Source organism: Mangrovimonas xylaniphaga (assembly GCF_001280435.1).
In the GTDB taxonomy this organism is placed as follows: Bacteria; Bacteroidota; Bacteroidia; order Flavobacteriales; family Flavobacteriaceae; genus Mangrovimonas_A; species Mangrovimonas_A xylaniphaga.
On sequence record NZ_LBIP01000018.1, the window covers coordinates 418,252 to 435,011 of the forward strand.

The window sequence follows — 16,760 nt, forward strand, 5'->3', positions numbered from 1 at the left end:
AATTTAAACAAATATACATGAACCAAATAAATATTCTTTGGGTTGATGATGAAATCGACTTACTTAAGCCACACATACTATTCTTAGAGAAAAAACAATATAATGTAACCACTTGCCAAAGTGGTACGGAAGCTCTAGAGGTCATTAATAACTCAAATTTTGACATCGTTTTTCTTGATGAAAACATGCCAGGGCTTACAGGTTTGGAAACTTTGACGGAAATAAAGGAAAAACGTGCCAATATTCCTGTGGTAATGATTACAAAGAGTGAAGAGGAATATATTATGGAGGAAGCGATTGGTAGTAAAATTGCCGATTATTTAATAAAACCCGTGAACCCAAACCAAATATTACTGAGTTTAAAGAAGAATTTGGATCACTCGCGATTAATTTCTGAAAAGACCACTTCCAATTACCAACAGGAGTTCCGCAAGATTGCTATGGACTTGACCATGGTAAACAGTTATGAAGAATGGGAAGAGCTTTACCAAAAACTACTTTACTGGGAACTACAGTTAGAGGATATTGAAGATGTGGGAATGACTGAAATATTGGAATCTCAAAAGAATGAAGCTAACCTACAATTTGGCAAATTTGTAGAAAAGAATTACGCTTCTTGGTTTAACGATGTTGAAGATGCTCCGATTATGTCGCATAGACTATTTAAGGAAAAAGTAGTCCCAGAACTGAGCAAAGAGCAGCCCACGTTATTGGTGGTTATTGACAATTTACGTTATGACCAATGGAAATCCTTCGAGCCATTTGTAAGCAATTATTATAAAAAGGCCTCCGAAGAACCATATTTTAGTATTCTTCCAACAGCTACACAATATGCCCGAAATGCAATCTTCTCAGGATTAATGCCGGGGGATATGGAAAAATTGCATCCAGACCTATGGAAAAATGACACGGACGAAGGTGGTAAAAATTTGCATGAAGAAGAATTTTTGGAACATCAGTTGAAACGATTGGGGCTTAGAGACCTAAAATTCGAATATCACAAAATCACAAATCTTAAATCAGGAAAAAAACTGGTCGATAATTTTAAGGCTTTAAAAAATAATGATCTTACGGTGGTGGTCTATAATTTTGTGGACATGCTCTCACACTCCAAAACGGAAATGGAAGTAGTAAAGGAATTAGCGTCAAATGATAAAGCTTATAGATCCTTAACCCAAAGTTGGTTTAAAAACTCTCCTCTCTTGGAAATGATCCAGCAAGCTCAGCTTTTAGGCTTTAAATTAATATTGACTACGGATCATGGCACTATTAATGTCAAAAACCCCTCAAAAGTTATTGGTGATAGAGACACAAGCTTAAATTTAAGATACAAAACAGGTAGAAGTTTGACTTATGAAAACAAGGATGTTTACGCAATTAAAGATCCTAAATCGGTTAATCTGCCTTCTATTAATATGACGAGTTCCTTTATTTTTGCTAAGGGAGATGCGTTTTTGGCGTATCCAAATAATTATAATCATTACGTAAGTTATTACCGTAATACCTATCAACATGGGGGGATTTCACTGGAAGAAATGATTATACCATTTGTGGTTCTACAGCCAAAATAATCTATGTAATACAAAAATATCCGACGAAATACTTGTTTTTTTAGGAATTTCATATTTTTATTCCTATTATTGTAACTATAATTATTTAATACATATCCGATTGGAAATCGCCTACCAAATATATGATATTGAAAACGTTGCTAAAAAGGTTTTAAATGAAATCAACTCAAAAACCATTTTGTTTTATGGTGAAATGGGTGTTGGAAAAACAACTTTAGTAAAAGCTTTGGTAAAGGCTTTAGGCAGCAATGATGCGGTGAGTAGTCCTACATTTTCAATTGTAAATGAATACAAACTTGAAAAAGGCTATATCTATCATTTCGACTTTTACAGAATAGAAGATGAAGAAGAAGCTCTTAATTTTGGTTTGGAAGAATACCTATTCAGTGATCAATGGCTTTTGATGGAATGGCCTGAAAAAATTCCATCATTATTGCCAGAAGAAGCCGTTTGTATAGAAATTGTAACTGATGAAAATGGCCAGAGAACTTTGAAATTAACCCAAAACATAAAACTAACTGGACAAGACAACATGAAACCTCAAAATTTTTTGTAAAAAATTAAGTGTTTTCCCACCTTACTATCGCTAAAGACTACGGAAAAACCGTAACATACTGGGGATTTATAAAAAAGATTTTAACATTTCTTTAACAGTTTTTGTAAGCTGTTACGTATAAATTTGAATCAAATTAATTAATTAAATCCCTTGAAATTATGAAAACTAAAAAGTATGTATTAGCGATTGCTATTTTTGGTGGAGTGTTGTTTGCAGCTCAGGCTACAAATTTAATCGACCTAAATGATCAAATCAAAACTGAAATCGAGAAAAAGCCAAGACCAATCATTCCTGGTACCTAAAAAAATTACTAAGAAATTAGTTTTAGGGAGTATAATTGCTACTATTATTGCAGCTACTCCCTTTTTTTATACGTTGTATGAAGGTGTTCCATCTGTTAAAGTTTGGAACACTTTTTTATTTACATATGATAGTAAATTATGGGAGGATGCCAACTATGCAATGTGGGTAATAACAGGAAAAGTTGTCCCCTTAATATTGCTTTTAATATGGTTTTTTACCTGTAGACACTGGTGGTATCATACTTTGTTGGTCCCCATTTTAATGTATCCAATTCAAATTATAAAAACCATTGAAGGTGACACAAGATATATTGACGAAGTTCAATGGATCTACATGCTTCCGATTATGGCGATTGTCATTCCTTCTATTTATTTAATTAGAGCTAGAATGTTCAATAAAATAAATGAAGCTGATAAAACTATGCAGGAGCTTGAAGATGAATTTAAGATTGGTCCTCCAAAAAATGTCATGGGGAGACTTAAAGATTACTTTTAGTACTAAATCCAATTTTATATCAAAAATTTATTTGTAATTTGAGTTTTTAATTTGACTTAAATGAGCAAACCCTTATCTCCTTTTACAAAGGCACAGCTTTTACCCCTAGAAGAGACTTTAGAAGTATACAAAAAGAAAGGTGAACTTTTCATAGGAATTCCCAAAGAAACCCATTTTCAAGAAAAAAGGGTATGTCTAACACCAGATGCCGTTTCGGCCTTAGTTTCAAACGGTCATAAAGTAATGGTGGAGTCTGGCGCTGGGGAAGGCGCCAATTTTAGAGACAAAAGTTATAGTGATGCAGGAGCTGAAGTCACTAGAGATACCGCAAAAGTTTTTGCAAACCCTATTATCCTAAAGGTAGAACCGCCTTCTCTTGATGAGATTAAGCTCATCAACCCCCACACATTATTGATTTCAGCATTACAGCTCAAAACACAACAAAAAAAATATTTTGAAGCTCTAGCAGCCAAACGAATTACCGCCCTGGCTTTTGAATTTATTAAAGATGAAGATGGTGCGTACCCCGTTGTAAGATCCTTAAGTGAAATTGCAGGAACTGCTTCTATTTTAATTGCATCGGAATTATTGTCTAATATTAATGGAGGAAATGGTTTGATGTTCGGAAATATTACTGGCGTGCCTCCTACCGAAGTAGTGATTATTGGAGCTGGTACAGTGGGTGAATTTGCGGCACGTTCAGCGATTGGTTTGGGGGCAAACGTTAAGATGTTCGACAACTCCATTTCCAAGTTAAGAAATGTTCAATTCAATTTAGGGCAAACAATCTATACATCTACAATTCAACCCAAAAATCTTATCAAGGCATTAAAGCGCTGTGATATTGCTATTGGTGCTGTAAGAGGATCGAATAGAGCGCCTGTAATTGTTACCGAGGACATGGTGAGTTGTATGAAGTCTGGTTCCGTAATTATTGATGTGAGCATTGATATGGGCGGTTGTTTTGAGACTAGTGAAGTCACCAATCACGACAAGCCCACTTTTGATTACAATGGAGTCACTCATTATTGTGTTCCAAATATTCCCGCACGCTATTCTAGATCGGCTTCTGTGACCATAAGTAACATCTTTACACCTTATTTATTGCAGATAGGTGAAGATGGAGGCATTGAAGATGCCATCAGATATGATCGCGGTTTAAAAAATGGGTTGTATTTTTACCACGGAATTCTAACTAATAAATCTGTTGCAGATTGGTTCAGTTTGAGTTACAGTGATGTAAATCTTCTAATTTTTTAAATATTATATGAAATTAATACAACGTATTGGATACTACTTAGGTGGTTTTTCCATTGGATTAATATTTTTAGCCTTTTTCCTTCGAGGAAAAAATACTTCTTGTGATTATGGGCCCAACGCCCGAACTATAAAAAATATAGCACTAAAAAAGAAAGTCTATTCTAAGGAAGCTTTGGCAACTATGCAATTGCATGATTTGGATACAACTGCTGTTTCTAACCTTATATGGTCTGGAAACGTGAATTTCTCGAAGAGCAACACGAAGCCTGAAGATTGTAAAACTTACGTGATTGAGAATTCTTTAGAAAGCAATGAAGTTGTAATTGATATTGAAAATTGCGATTCACTAGCTACAATAGTTTTGTTGCATTTTAAATAGTCGTTTCTGTTTAAAACTAAAGTCATTATATAAAATAAAAAAGCGCGACAATTACGTCGCGCTTTTTTTATACTCTTTTCAAGTTATAACTTTTAATTGAAAACAGTTTTCTTGGTGATTATCTCATTACCATTACAAACTACTTTGATGATAAATGCTCCATTTTTGAAAGTTGATGTATCAACCTCTAAACTGAAATCTTCACCTTCCAAGAGTTGGTTTAGATCAATTTGATAAACTAAATTCCCTTGCATATCATAGATAGCAATACTTTGAACACTTTGACATCCCGATAAATTTAATGTCAATAAATCAGAATGTTTATCAAAATAGAAGCTAAACTCACCAATGGTAATCTCAGGCCCAACAATCGCACTACAATCAGTAACATTGATGGTAACGGAAGCTTGATCCTCGTCCAATTCATTATAAACAGTTACGGTATATTCTGTAGCTTCTTCAGGAGAAACGGTGATACTTTGCGTTGTTTCGCCTGTACTCCAAAGGTACTCATCACCTCCAGAAGCTGTTAATACAACACTCTCACCTAAACACACTTCCAAACTTTCAGCTACTATTTCAGCAGAAACTAGCTCAATAACTTTTACAGTTACTTGTTGAGTAGCCTCACATCCATTCACAAATCCAGTTACTTCATAAACAGTAGTTACACTAGGGCTTACGGCAATATTTGGTTCGGTAGCACCATTGCTCCAAATGTAGTTGTTTGCCCCTGTTGCAGATAATGTTACATAATCTCCTAAAAGAATTGTTACAATCTCACCATTAGTTATACTTACACTTGGAAGCGGATTTACAGTAACAATTACATCATCGCTATCCTGGTTATCTCCAACAAAAGCAGTTACCGAATAAGTGGTTGTTGCTTCTGGGCTCACGGTGATGCTAGCGGTAGTCTCACCTGTGCTCCATAGGTAAGTGTCACCTCCTGTTGCAGTCAGTGTCACATTGCTTCCCTGACAGATCGTTTGGTCCTCGCCTGCATTGGCATTAACGATTACAGTAGTGTCCTCTTCAACAGTTACGGTCACCGTATCGGTAGCTTCACATCCGTTTACAAATCCAGTCACTTCATAAGTGGTGGTTACAGCAGGGCTTACAGTAATTGTAGCGGCTGTAGCTCCCGTATTCCATACATAAGTGTTTCCTCCGGTTGCAGTAAGCGTTACGCTCTCCCCTTCGGTAATAGTTACGTTGGCTCCCGCATCCACTACAGGCAATTCGTTTACGGTTACAGTTACTTCGTCCGTTCCTTCGTTTTCCCCGATAAAAGCAGTTACCGAATAAGTGGTTGTTGCTTCTGGGCTCACGGTGATGCTAGCCGTAGTTTCACCTGTGTTCCATAGGTAAGTGTCACCTCCTGTTGCAGTCAATGTCACTGTATTTCCCTGACAGATGGTTTGGTCCTCACCTGCATTGGCATTAACGATTACAGCGGTATCCTCCTCAACGGTTACGGTCACCGTATCGGTAGCCTCACATCCGTTTACAAATCCAGTCACTTCATAAGTCGTGCTTACAGCTGGGCTTACAGTAATTGTAGCGGCTGTAGCTCCCGTATTCCATACATAGGTGTTTCCTCCGGTTGCAGTAAGCGTTACGCTCTCCCCTTCGGTGATCGTTACGTTGGCTCCTGCATCCACTACAGGCAATTCGTTTACGGTTACGGTAACTTCGTCCGTTCCTTCATTCTCCCCGATATAAGCAGTTACCGAATAAGTGGTAGTTGCTTCTGGACTTACAGTGATGCTAGCGGTAGCCTCACCTGTATTCCAAAGGTAAGTATCACCTCCTGTTGCAGTTAGTGTCACAGTACTTCCCTGACAGATGGTTTGGTCCTCGCCTGCATTGGCATTAACGATTACAGTAGTGTCCTCCTCAACGGTTACGGTCACCGTATCGGTAGCCTCACATCCGTTTACAAATCCAGTCACTTCATAAGTCGTGGTTACAGCTGGGCTTACAGTGATTGTAGCGGCTGTAGCTCCCGTATTCCATACATAGGTGTTTCCTCCGGTTGCAGTAAGCGTTACGCTCTCCCCTTCGGTGATCGTTACATTGGCTCCTGCATCCACTACGGGCAATTCGTTTACGGTTACGGTTACATCGTCCGTTCCTTCATTTTCTCCGATATAAGCGGTTACCGAATAAGTGGTAGTTGCCTCTGGGCTTACAGTGATACTAGCAGTAGTTTTACCTGTGTTCCATAAGTAAGTATCACCTCCCGTAGCAGTCAGTGTCACTGTACTTCCCTGACAGATGGTTTGGTCCTCACCTGCATTGGCATTAACGATTACAGTAGTGTCCTCTTCAACGGTTACGGTCACGGTATCGGTAGCCTCACATCCGTTTACAAATCCAGTCACTTCATAAGTGGTGGTTACAGCTGGGCTTACAGTGATTGCAGCGGCTGTAGCTCCCGTATTCCATACATAAGTGTTTCCTCCGGTTGCAGTAAGCGTTACGCTCTCCCCTTCGGTGATCGTTACATTGGCTCCCGCATCCACTGTAGGCAATTCGTTTACGGTTACGGTAACTTCGTCCGTTCCTTCACTTTCTCCTATATAAGCAGTTACCGAATAAGTGGTTGTTGCTTCTGGGCTTACAGTGATGCTCGCAGTGGTTTCACCTGTGTTCCATAGGTAAGTGTCACCTCCCGTAGCAGTCAATGTCACTGTACTTCCCAGGCAGATGGTTTGGTCCTCACCTGCATTGGCATTAACGATTACAGTAGTGTCCTCTTCAACGGTTACGGTCACGGTATCGGTAGCCTCACATCCGTTTACAAATCCAGTCACTTCATAAGTGGTGGTTACAGCTGGGCTTACAGTGATTGCAGCGGCTGTAGCTCCCGTATTCCATACATAAGTGTTTCCTCCGGTTGCAGTAAGCGTTACGCTCTCCCCTTCAGTGATCGTTACATTGGCTCCCGCATCCACTGTAGGCAATTCATTTACGGTTACTGTTACTTCGTCCGTTCCTTCATTTTCTCCTATATAAGCGGTTACCGAATAAGTCGTGGTAGCTTCTGGGCTCACGGTGATGCTAGCGGTAGTCTCTCCTGTGTTCCATAAATAAGTATCACCTCCTGTTGCAGTTAGTGTCACAGTACTTCCCTGACAGATGGTTTGGTCCTCGCCTGCATTGGCATTAACGATTACAGTGGTATCCTCCTCAACGGTTACGGTCACTGTATCGGTAGCCTCACATCCGTTTACAAATCCAGTTACTTCATAAGTCGTGGTTACATCTGGGCTTACAGTGATTGTAGCGGCTGTAGCTCCCGTATTCCATACATAAGTGTTTCCTCCGGTTGCAGTAAGCGTTACGCTCTCCCCTTCGGTGATCGTTACATTGGTTCCTGCACCTACTGTTGGCAATTCGTTTACCGTTACGGTTACTTGATCTGTATCAGCACAAGAATTAGAGGTCACTTCAACAAAATATGTAGTTGTTGAGTTAGGGCTTACCGTAATACTTTGAGTAGTTGCTCCTGTATTCCATAGATAACTTCCTCCACCAGAAGCAGTCAAGGTTACTGATTCGCCCTGACAGATGCTTACATCATTTCCTGCATCTGCGTTTGGCAGTGCATTTACTGTTACGGTTACCTGGTCAGTGTCAGAGTTACTTCCTGTACTACTATAAGCAGTCACCGTATAAGTTGTAGTCTCTTCCGGAAATACTGTAATACTTTCTGTAGTTGCTCCATTGCTCCATTCATAAGTACTTCCTCCTGTAGCTGTAAGAGTTACAGATTCGCCTTGACAAATTTCCTGATTTTGGCCAGCGTCAGCAACAACACTATTATCTACCAAAACAACGGTAACAGTATCTGTACTTTCACAGCCATTAGTGTATCCTGTAACTTCATATGTTGTTGTTTGAGCCGGACTCACCGTTATACTTTGGGTTGTAGCTCCCGTATTCCAACTATAGGTATTAGCTCCTGAAGCTGTAAGAGTTACACTTTCTCCATAACCGATAGTAACATCATTTCCAGCATTAACTTGTGATAATTCATTTACTGTTACAGTGACTTCATCTGAGTCCGAACAAGAATTAGAGGTTACTTCAACCGAATAAGTAGTTGTTGAGTTAGGACTTACCGTAATACTTTGGGTAGTTGCTCCAGTATTCCAGAGGTAACTACTTCCTCCGGAAGCACTAAGAGTTACACTGTTTCCTTGACAGATACTAACGTCATTCCCTGCATTTGCAGTTGGAAGTGCATTTACCGTAACTGTTACTTCATCTGTGTCAGAGTTACTTCCTGTGCTGCTATAAGCAGTTACTGTATAAGTTGTGGTTTCCTCTGGAGATACTTCAATGCTTGCAGTAGTTTCTCCGTTACTCCATTCATATGTCGTACCTCCAGTAGCCGTTAAAGTAACTGTTTCCCCTTCACAAATTGTTTGATCTTCTCCTGCGTTTGCAGTAATTGCCGGAGTTGTTGTGGCTGTGTTTCCATCTACTCCATTTAAAAATTCTTCCAACCAAGTGTAGCCACTTGGCGCAAAGTCATTGTGATCCTGTCCATTAGGAACATTTGCTTGAAACCAGGTTTCTGGAATATGTGGATTAGATTGGTAATAATTGGAGGACCTTGAATTCGATGTTATGCCCGGTACTACATACTCACTTTGAGATAACTGACTAGTATATTTTCCATTCTTAACATTATTCAGCCATTCTGTATCTAAAGCATCTAAGTTATTACTAACCGATCCATCTGCATTAAGTCTGGCATTACAGCCAACATCCATTTTAACATCATTAAAAGCATTATCAGCTGATTGAATTTCTAATGGAGCTCCGAATAAACTAAATTGATTACTAGAAAAATAATTTGATGGTACTTGATCACCTGTAGAATAACCCCCTGCATCTTTAAAGAACTTCCATGCCAAAGTGTTATTTGAATTCATTTGAGAAACACTACTAGTTAAAGATCCTATGTTTTTAACCACATATTTATTTCCATTAGTATGAATTTTAGGCACATAGCTTTGAAGTAAATTATAGTTATTTATTTTTTTATCCGTTATTGTTGTATTGCCATAATCATAGTAATTACCAATATGATTTAGAGTGAAATCACCATTACCTCTAATAATCCTATTTGTAACAGTCCAAACAACGTTATTAATAACCTCATAATTGCCTCCATAACCATTAATATTTGGAAACCTATGAGTAATGTTATACCATAAATTATTCAACGCAGAAATTTTACCTATATTAACTCCTTCTGCACCACCCAAAATTGTACCTTTTACACTTTCGGCAAATATCGATCTCTGTACAGTGACATTATTTATTGTAGCATCTGTATTTGTTGTATTCCAACTAGCAGCTTCATCTACTCCAAAAGCAAAAGAACAATGGTCGAAAATCATATTCGTCATGTTGCCGGTTGCCGTGAAACTATCATCACCTCCATCAACACCTCCTTTAAAGCGAATATGTCTAACAATTACGTTATCTCCTCCACTAAAATAAACCCTATTTCCATCGATAGTAATACCTCCTTCAGGGGCAGTTTGACCAGCAATAGTAATATTATTAGCAGAAGTAGTAGCAATTGAATTTAGATGAATAACTCCACTAACATCAAATACGACAATTCTATTCGAACCTCGAATAGCATCTCTAAAACTACCTGTTCCACTATCATTTAAATTAGTGACATGGTAAACTTCACCCCCTCGTCCACCTGTTGCATAGGCTCCTGCGCCTCTTGCTGTGGGGAAGGCTAATTGTTGGGAAAATGAATTGAAACTAAAAAGTGAAATAAATAAAAGGGTATAAATTTTTGCACAAAGATTGTGCATACCATTTCCATGGTAGGTCAAATTTGGGGTTTTCATATGCTATTAATTTTTGGGGCGTACTTTTGTACTGTTAATTTATATAATAGTGCTCATTAAAGGGTTCAAAGGTTAAGTTTATTCGTCCACTAGCGCTCAAAAGAGATTCTTTTCTTACAATTTGTAAAAATTGCAAAACAAAAAACTGACTTAAAAATGTCTGCTTTTAAATCAGCGGTGCAATAATATCTATTTAATTTTTAATAGTTTACGAATCTGAAACTTTTGTTTTAAACTTTAACACTTGTATGAATTTTCAATGTAAAAAACAAATGTTTTTAATGTTTATTTACTTACAAATTTTAAAGAATACTGCTTTTTTAAAATTTTGATTCCAAAATCGTAAAGAACTTTTAAAACTATTTCCATTATTGGAAACTCAATTTATGTACGGAAGGATATTGGTCTTGGATTATTCAAAAAATGTTAAATGTTTGATTTACACTTTTTTGAAACAATTCTACAAAATACAATCTTGTAAGTCGTTTTTGATATTTGAGAGTCCCTACAATCTTTAACTATTTATTTTTAAGTAAATTACATATTTTTCATTTTAGTTTTTTTGAGCTAAAAATGTGAAAAAAAATTGCCTTGAACTAAATGTTAAAATTTAAAAGAGAGTGAATCGATTAGTATTTTTCTTTTGGAAGATTTATCTCTATTTTTTTAATTATATTTAAACTATCTGTTTATCAAGGTATTCAGTAGTATAACTAATCCTACATAATTGAATTATTTATTAAGTGTAATTGTCCCAGTTTACAATGTAGAGCCTTATCTTGAAAGGTGCATCACTTCCATTGTAAACCAAACATACAAACGCCTTGAAATTATTTTAATTAATGATGGCTCTACAGATTCAAGTGGAGCAATCTGTGACAGGAAGGCAATTATGGATAATAGAATAAGAGTTTACCATATTGCCAATAGCGGTTCTAGTATTGCAAGAAACTATGGATTGGAAAGATGCCATGGAGATTACATAGCTTTTGTGGATAGTGATGATTGGATAGATCAAAACATGTTTTCTTCCATGATTAGTTTTGCCATAAAGAATTCTCTTGAAGTCGTTGAATGTAATTCAATCAACAGTAAAGAAATAACCAATGTCCATCAAATAGATAAAGGTTATAGAATTGAAAATAAAGATGAGTTCATATGTCGCATATTAAAATATAAGCGATTTGCAGTTTGGCGAAGGGTTTACCATAAACGTGTTCTAAAGGACAAGTTTTTCATTCCAAACATTCTGCATCAAGATGTGTATTACACTATTGACATTATTAACAGTTTAACTAGGTTAGGATATCTAAGTCAACCTTTTTACATCTATAATGTAGAAAATATGAATAGTGTTATACGCGGAAAATACAGCTTGACAAAATTAAACTCTATTGGAGCCCCTTTGTATGTAATACAACAAACAGATATCTATAATTCAAAAATTAAAACCTTAGCAAGCAATTATTTAGTTCATTTTCTAACTAGTCACTATAACTCTCTTTATTTGAACAATAAATTCGACCCTGATTTTCGCCATCGCAAACAAATTAAGGGGTTAATTAATAAACATCAGCAACTTCATAATTTCTCTTTCTATGGATATGCAATTAAGCTTTTGCCTTTTAAGTTATATGGTACTTTTTTACTGATTAACAATACCAGGATAGACCTTCAAAGAAAACTTTATACCTTTTTAAAACATGTCAAGAGTCAATAATGCCATAAAAAACATAAAATTCAGTATGTTTTTTCACATACTCTTTTTGTTTGCTCAATTCTTTTCTCGAAAAATATTCTTGGAAAATCTTGGAGATGAGTTCATGGGATTGACAGGGACACTCCAAAGCTTTCTGAAATTTTTAAATTTAGCTGAACTGGGAATAGGAACTGCCATTGGTGTAAGTCTATACAAACCAATATTAGAAAGCAACAGATCAAAAATTAATGAGCTCATTAATTTTTTTGGCTACGTATATAAAAAAATAGGAATTCTAATTTTATTTATAGGTTTTACCCTCTCTCTATTTTTCCCATTAATATTTGGCTCTATTACTTTTTCTTTAGTTGTTGTTTATTTTGCTTTTTATACTTTCCTTTTCGGACAATGTCTCAATTTCTTTTTTAACTATCACATATTCTTATTAGAAGCTGATCAAAAAAACTACATTATAACCTCTTATTCAAAATCTTTAACATTAGCAAAAATAATTATACAATGTTTTGTGATCATTATTTATAAAAATTTTTATTTATGGATTTTACTAGAGCTATGTTACTTCATACTTTTTAGCATTCTTTTAAGAAAAAGGGTCTCAAAAGAGTATCCATGGTTAAAAACTAATAAAAGCATTACCAAATCAATTCTAAAAACCAATTCTGAATTGGTGGGGAAAATCAAACAAATTTCAATTCATAAGTTTGGCTCTTTTGTAACCAATGGTACAGATCAGATTTTAATTTTTGCATTTATAAGCATTGAAAGCGTTGCTTTTTTTGGAAACTATCAACTAATCTTTAGTCGATTATTACAACTCATAAACACTTCATTTGCCGGTACAGGTGCTGGTATTGGTAACTTGGTGGCAGAAAACAATAAAGCACATATAAAAAGGGTTTTTTGGGAAATGATGAGTTTAAGATTTTATATTGCAGGAGTCCTTTTTATAGTGCTCTATTTTTTAGTTGACCCCTTTATTGTATTATGGTTAGGCGAAAAATATATCTTGAACCAAAATGTACTTTTTCTTTTCCTAATAAATATGTTCGTTATGCAAATCCGAATCCCTGTTGATCATTTTAAAGATGCTTACAGCCTGTTTCAAGATGTATGGGCTCCAATCATTCAGAGTATCATAAATCTAGGTCTATCCATAATACTGTTGCGCTATTATGGGTTAGCAGGCATTTTAGCCGGAACATTAATTGCCTTTGTAATCATCATTTTAATTTGGCGGCCTTATTACCTATATAAATTCGGTTTTAAGGATGATATTTGGTCCTATTGGAAAGAATTTTTAAAATTATGCATTTCATTAATTGTAGCTTTTTTTATTTGTAATTTGATTATGACTAGCATAATTAAATCAATTAACTCGTTTTATAAACTTATAATTTCAGGGGTAGAAATTTCATTTCTCTCAATATTCATTTATACTCCTATTATTTATGTATGGAATGAAGGTTTTAGAAACGTATCAAAGAGACTGTATTTATTAATCAAAAAAAAACGATGAAAATTCATTTTATCATTTCGACTTTAAAAGGAGGAGGAGCTGAGAGAGTACTTTCCATCCTGGCAACTGCTTTTGCGGATAGAGATAATTATGAAATTACTGTTTTAACACTAAATAAGTGTAAAGATTATTATAAACTTCCCTGTTACATAAAAAGAATATCCTTGCATAAGGGAAGAATAGCTAATCATAAGATGAGGTCTATTTACAATTTAACTAAATTTTACTATCATAAAAAAAACAGACCTGACTTAATTATCTCATTCATCACCTTGACCAATTTTATAACTATTCCAGTGGCTAAGCTCTATTCTATCAAAATTATAGTAGAAGAACACAATAGTTATTTACGATCCATGAAAAATCGTGAATTTATAACGAACATTACCAAAAAATATTTTTATAAAAAAGCAAATTTACTTACGGTATTAACAACATTCGATGTTGCCTATTACAAAAAATATGGCGCAAATGTAGTTGTTATGCCGAATCCGTGTAGTTTTCCTCCTATCAAAATTCAACCACAAAATAGAGAGAAAGTTATTTTGGCTATAGGAAAATTAGATAAATATTATCATAAAGGGTTTGACAATTTAATTGAATTAATTGCCCCCATATTAAAATCAAATCCTGATTGGAAACTTAAAATTGCAGGATCTGGAGATAAAGGATATGAATTACTAAATAAACTATCAAAAAAGCTGGAAGTTTCAGATAGAATATTGTTTACGGGGTTTGTTTCAAACATATCAGAGTTAATGTTAAATTCTTCTATATTTATCTTACCTTCAAGATTTGAAGGCCTACCAATGGTTCTTCTCGAAGCTATGTCACAGGGCATGGCTTGTATTTCATATGATTGTAAAACAGGCCCCTCTGATATTATCACAAACAATGTTAATGGCCTTTTAATTGAAGATCAAAACAAAAAAGAAATGCAAAATAATTTGCAAAACCTAATCAATGATGAAACCTTGAGACAATATCTTTCCAAAAATGCAATCAAATCTTTAGACAAATATCAAATAGATACAATAATTAAAAATTATGAAAGCGTTTTTGAAAAATTATAACAAAAATGAAAAAACTAGCAATAATAATTTGTTTTGTATGGCCATTAATGTCCAATTGTTTAAATATCCAACGTTTCACGGGGGTATTTATATCTGTAGCCTTAGCTCAAATAATTGCTTATTCTAATATCCTATTAATTTTTTGTGGCATATTAATCATGCTTAAAAGCAAAGGGGGGGATTTTTCAATAACAGCAAGATTATGGTTTATGTTTTATGCGTTGTACTATACTTTTGGTTTATTGGCAAATGGAGTTTCTGGTTTTCAAAATTCTGAATACTCGCTAATGGCAACTTTGGTACCTGTTATATTTTTTACGGGATATTATTTTTTCCTCAGCAATGATGAATACTTTATTATTTTTACCAAAGTAATAACTTTTTCATTTGTAGTTTCTTCCTTTTTGACCATATTACTTTACAAAAGTAATTTTGATTTTGACCATGGAGGAATTTACAACCACAGCTTAGATAGAGCTGGTGGTGTATATGCAGACGCAAACAATGCCTCTTTAAGCGGCATTTTAGCATTTATTTTTTTTGATAAATATTTTACATCAAAAAAAATATTTAAAACAATTATTCTTCTAATTATCTTTTACAGTATCTTAATTACGTTATCAACTACTGGTTTATTTGTTTTTGTAATTGTTTTCATTCTTACAAAACATAAGTTTTTCTCGGGATTAAGAATAATACTTTTTGGAGCAATTTTAACCGTCTTTTATTTCTTCCTTTTTAGAATAGAACAATTTTATGGCTATTTCAATTTATCAGAAATACAGATTAATAAAATTAATAATATTAAAAACGTTTTGACATTTCAAACAGAAAAAATAAACAGTTCGGGAAGAAGTGAATTAGTAGAAGAATTACTTTACTATGTCTATCAAAAACCGTTTTTAGGAAATGGAATAGGTTTTTCGACGTTTATTCGTGGTCATAACACATATATTGGGGTATGGGGGGATGCAGGTCTATTCACATTTTTATTTTTCATCCTTTTGTTAATTATCTATTTATTGAAATCATTCAAATTAGAAATTAATTTAAGATTCTTCTGCTTTTCAATACTAGCAACCTTGTATATCTTTATGCTAACCCTTCAAACGGTTATTAATCAAGGTTACATTATAGTTGTGTTTGCTTTTGTAGGGTACGTTTTAGACAAAAACAAGCAACATGAATATAAAAACAGATACGCCTTAAGCTCTTCTTAGGTTCGATGTAAATAAAAAAAGCTTTAAACGGCTCAAATTAATGGATAACGATCTGTTAAATGTTAAGAAAACTCCATTTAAACTAACATTTTGCAATCAGTAAAAAAAATCATATTTAAAATCATCCCTTTTGCCTTAAATTTAAAATTTCAGTATACATAGTAAAATGGATAAAATGGTTTATTATGATAAATAACAAAAATTCATATAGAAAATATTTAAAGGCAGACAAGCGCGCATTAAATATCAAAAACAACGATTTTTTTTCGGCTTTAATTAATTACATATCTCCAAATCCTATATGGATATTTCAGAAAAAAATGCGCAAATTAGAATACTTTACCAATTGCAAAAATAAAGGTATTTACAAGCCATATATTCTTTTCCTAAGATATAAATACAAAAAGGCTTCTATAAAACTAGGTTTTTCAATTCCAATAAATGTATTTGGCCCAGGGCTAGCAATAGTTCATTACGGGACAATTATTGTCAATAGCAAGGCTAAAGTTGGAGCTAATTGCAGGATTCATGCATGCACTAACATTGGGGCTTCTGGAGGATCTAAATTGGCTCCAAAAATTGGTGACAATGTATATATTGCTCCAGGTGTAAAAATTTTTGGTAATATCTCAATAGCCAACAATACAGCTATAAGTGCTAATTCTGTTGTTAACAAATCAGTTTACGAGGAGAACATGATGGTAGCAGGCATACCTGCGAGAACAATAAAACCTATTAATATAAAATCAATTATTAAACATATTTGATTTAATCTG

12 protein-coding genes are annotated in these 16,760 nt (G+C 34.7%); 11 read left to right on the forward strand and 1 reads right to left on the reverse strand.

Annotated features, from left to right (window positions below; translation table 11 throughout):
• Positions 1-17: 17 nt before the first annotated feature.
• The 6 genes from porX to ZA06_RS12920 all read left to right on the forward strand — a co-directional run bounded on the left by porX (position 18) and on the right by ZA06_RS12920 (position 4,564).
• The gene (porX, locus tag ZA06_RS12900) at positions 18-1,571 is read left to right on the forward strand and encodes a T9SS response regulator signal transducer PorX (protein ID WP_053977882.1); all 1,554 of its coding nucleotides are present in this window, start codon (positions 18-20) and stop codon (positions 1,569-1,571) included.
• Positions 1,572-1,671: 100 nt separating this feature from the next.
• Positions 1,672-2,127 carry a tRNA (adenosine(37)-N6)-threonylcarbamoyltransferase complex ATPase subunit type 1 TsaE gene (tsaE, locus tag ZA06_RS12905; RefSeq protein WP_053977883.1) on the forward strand — a complete coding sequence of 152 codons (456 nt, stop codon included), beginning with the start codon at positions 1,672-1,674 and terminating at the stop codon, positions 2,125-2,127.
• Between the two features lie 158 nt (positions 2,128-2,285).
• Complete coding sequence (locus ZA06_RS17015; RefSeq protein ID WP_168155229.1) at positions 2,286-2,429, forward strand: hypothetical protein; 144 nt, start codon at positions 2,286-2,288, stop codon at positions 2,427-2,429.
• Positions 2,371-2,925: a hypothetical protein gene (locus tag ZA06_RS12910; protein ID WP_053977884.1), complete on the forward strand. Its 555-nt coding sequence runs from the start codon at positions 2,371-2,373 to the stop codon at positions 2,923-2,925. The genes ZA06_RS17015 and ZA06_RS12910 overlap by 59 nt, the downstream gene beginning before the upstream one ends.
• Before the next feature lie 60 nt (positions 2,926-2,985).
• Positions 2,986-4,185 (forward strand): alanine dehydrogenase, encoded by a 1,200-nt coding sequence (locus ZA06_RS12915; RefSeq protein ID WP_053977885.1) that lies wholly within the window; start codon positions 2,986-2,988, stop codon positions 4,183-4,185.
• A 7-nt stretch (positions 4,186-4,192) separates the two neighbouring features.
• Positions 4,193-4,564: a hypothetical protein gene (locus tag ZA06_RS12920; protein ID WP_053977886.1), complete on the forward strand. Its 372-nt coding sequence runs from the start codon at positions 4,193-4,195 to the stop codon at positions 4,562-4,564.
• Positions 4,565-4,656: 92 nt separating this feature from the next.
• Here ZA06_RS12920 and ZA06_RS12925 read toward each other — a convergent pair whose 3' ends face one another.
• Complete coding sequence (locus tag ZA06_RS12925) at positions 4,657-10,455, reverse strand: hypothetical protein (protein ID WP_053977887.1); 5,799 nt, start codon at positions 10,453-10,455, stop codon at positions 4,657-4,659.
• Positions 10,456-11,182: 727 nt separating this feature from the next.
• Here ZA06_RS12925 and ZA06_RS12930 point away from each other — a divergent pair.
• The 5 genes from ZA06_RS12930 (at position 11,183) to ZA06_RS12950 (ending at position 16,751) form a co-directional block, all read left to right on the forward strand.
• Positions 11,183-12,175, forward strand: a complete 993-nt coding sequence (locus ZA06_RS12930; RefSeq protein WP_053977888.1) for a glycosyltransferase — start codon at positions 11,183-11,185, stop codon at positions 12,173-12,175.
• A complete protein-coding gene (locus ZA06_RS12935; RefSeq protein WP_053977889.1) occupies positions 12,159-13,691 on the forward strand; it encodes a lipopolysaccharide biosynthesis protein in 1,533 nt (510 codons plus the stop codon). Before ZA06_RS12930 ends, ZA06_RS12935 begins: the two co-directional genes overlap by 17 nt.
• Positions 13,688-14,764 (forward strand): glycosyltransferase family 4 protein, encoded by a 1,077-nt coding sequence (locus ZA06_RS12940; protein ID WP_053977890.1) that lies wholly within the window; start codon positions 13,688-13,690, stop codon positions 14,762-14,764. The genes ZA06_RS12935 and ZA06_RS12940 overlap by 4 nt, the downstream gene beginning before the upstream one ends.
• Positions 14,765-14,769: 5 nt before the next feature.
• On the forward strand, positions 14,770-15,984 hold the full coding sequence (locus ZA06_RS12945; RefSeq protein WP_123812103.1) for a hypothetical protein: 1,215 nt from the start codon (positions 14,770-14,772) through the stop codon (positions 15,982-15,984).
• A gap of 185 nt (positions 15,985-16,169) precedes the next feature.
• Positions 16,170-16,751, forward strand: coding sequence for a serine O-acetyltransferase (locus ZA06_RS12950; protein ID WP_053977892.1), 582 nt, complete (start codon positions 16,170-16,172; stop codon positions 16,749-16,751).
• Positions 16,752-16,760 lie beyond the last annotated feature (9 nt).

Bases quoted from the DNA above. Each gene is read 5' to 3' on its own strand.
- porX (WP_053977882.1), top strand. From the start codon at position 18: ATGAACCAAATAAATATTCTTTGGGTTGATGATGAAATCGACTTACTT.
- ZA06_RS17015 (WP_168155229.1), top strand. From the start codon at position 2,286: ATGAAAACTAAAAAGTATGTATTAGCGATTGCTATTTTTGGTGGAGTG.
- ZA06_RS12910 (WP_053977884.1), top strand. From the start codon at position 2,371: ATGATCAAATCAAAACTGAAATCGAGAAAAAGCCAAGACCAATCATTC.
- ZA06_RS12915 (WP_053977885.1), top strand. From the start codon at position 2,986: ATGAGCAAACCCTTATCTCCTTTTACAAAGGCACAGCTTTTACCCCTA.
- ZA06_RS12920 (WP_053977886.1), top strand. From the start codon at position 4,193: ATGAAATTAATACAACGTATTGGATACTACTTAGGTGGTTTTTCCATT.
- ZA06_RS12925 (WP_053977887.1), bottom strand. From the start codon at position 10,455: ATGAAAACCCCAAATTTGACCTACCATGGAAATGGTATGCACAATCTT.
- ZA06_RS12935 (WP_053977889.1), top strand. From the start codon at position 12,159: ATGTCAAGAGTCAATAATGCCATAAAAAACATAAAATTCAGTATGTTT.
- ZA06_RS12940 (WP_053977890.1), top strand. From the start codon at position 13,688: ATGAAAATTCATTTTATCATTTCGACTTTAAAAGGAGGAGGAGCTGAG.
- ZA06_RS12945 (WP_123812103.1), top strand. From the start codon at position 14,770: ATGAAAAAACTAGCAATAATAATTTGTTTTGTATGGCCATTAATGTCC.
- ZA06_RS12950 (WP_053977892.1), top strand. From the start codon at position 16,170: ATGATAAATAACAAAAATTCATATAGAAAATATTTAAAGGCAGACAAG.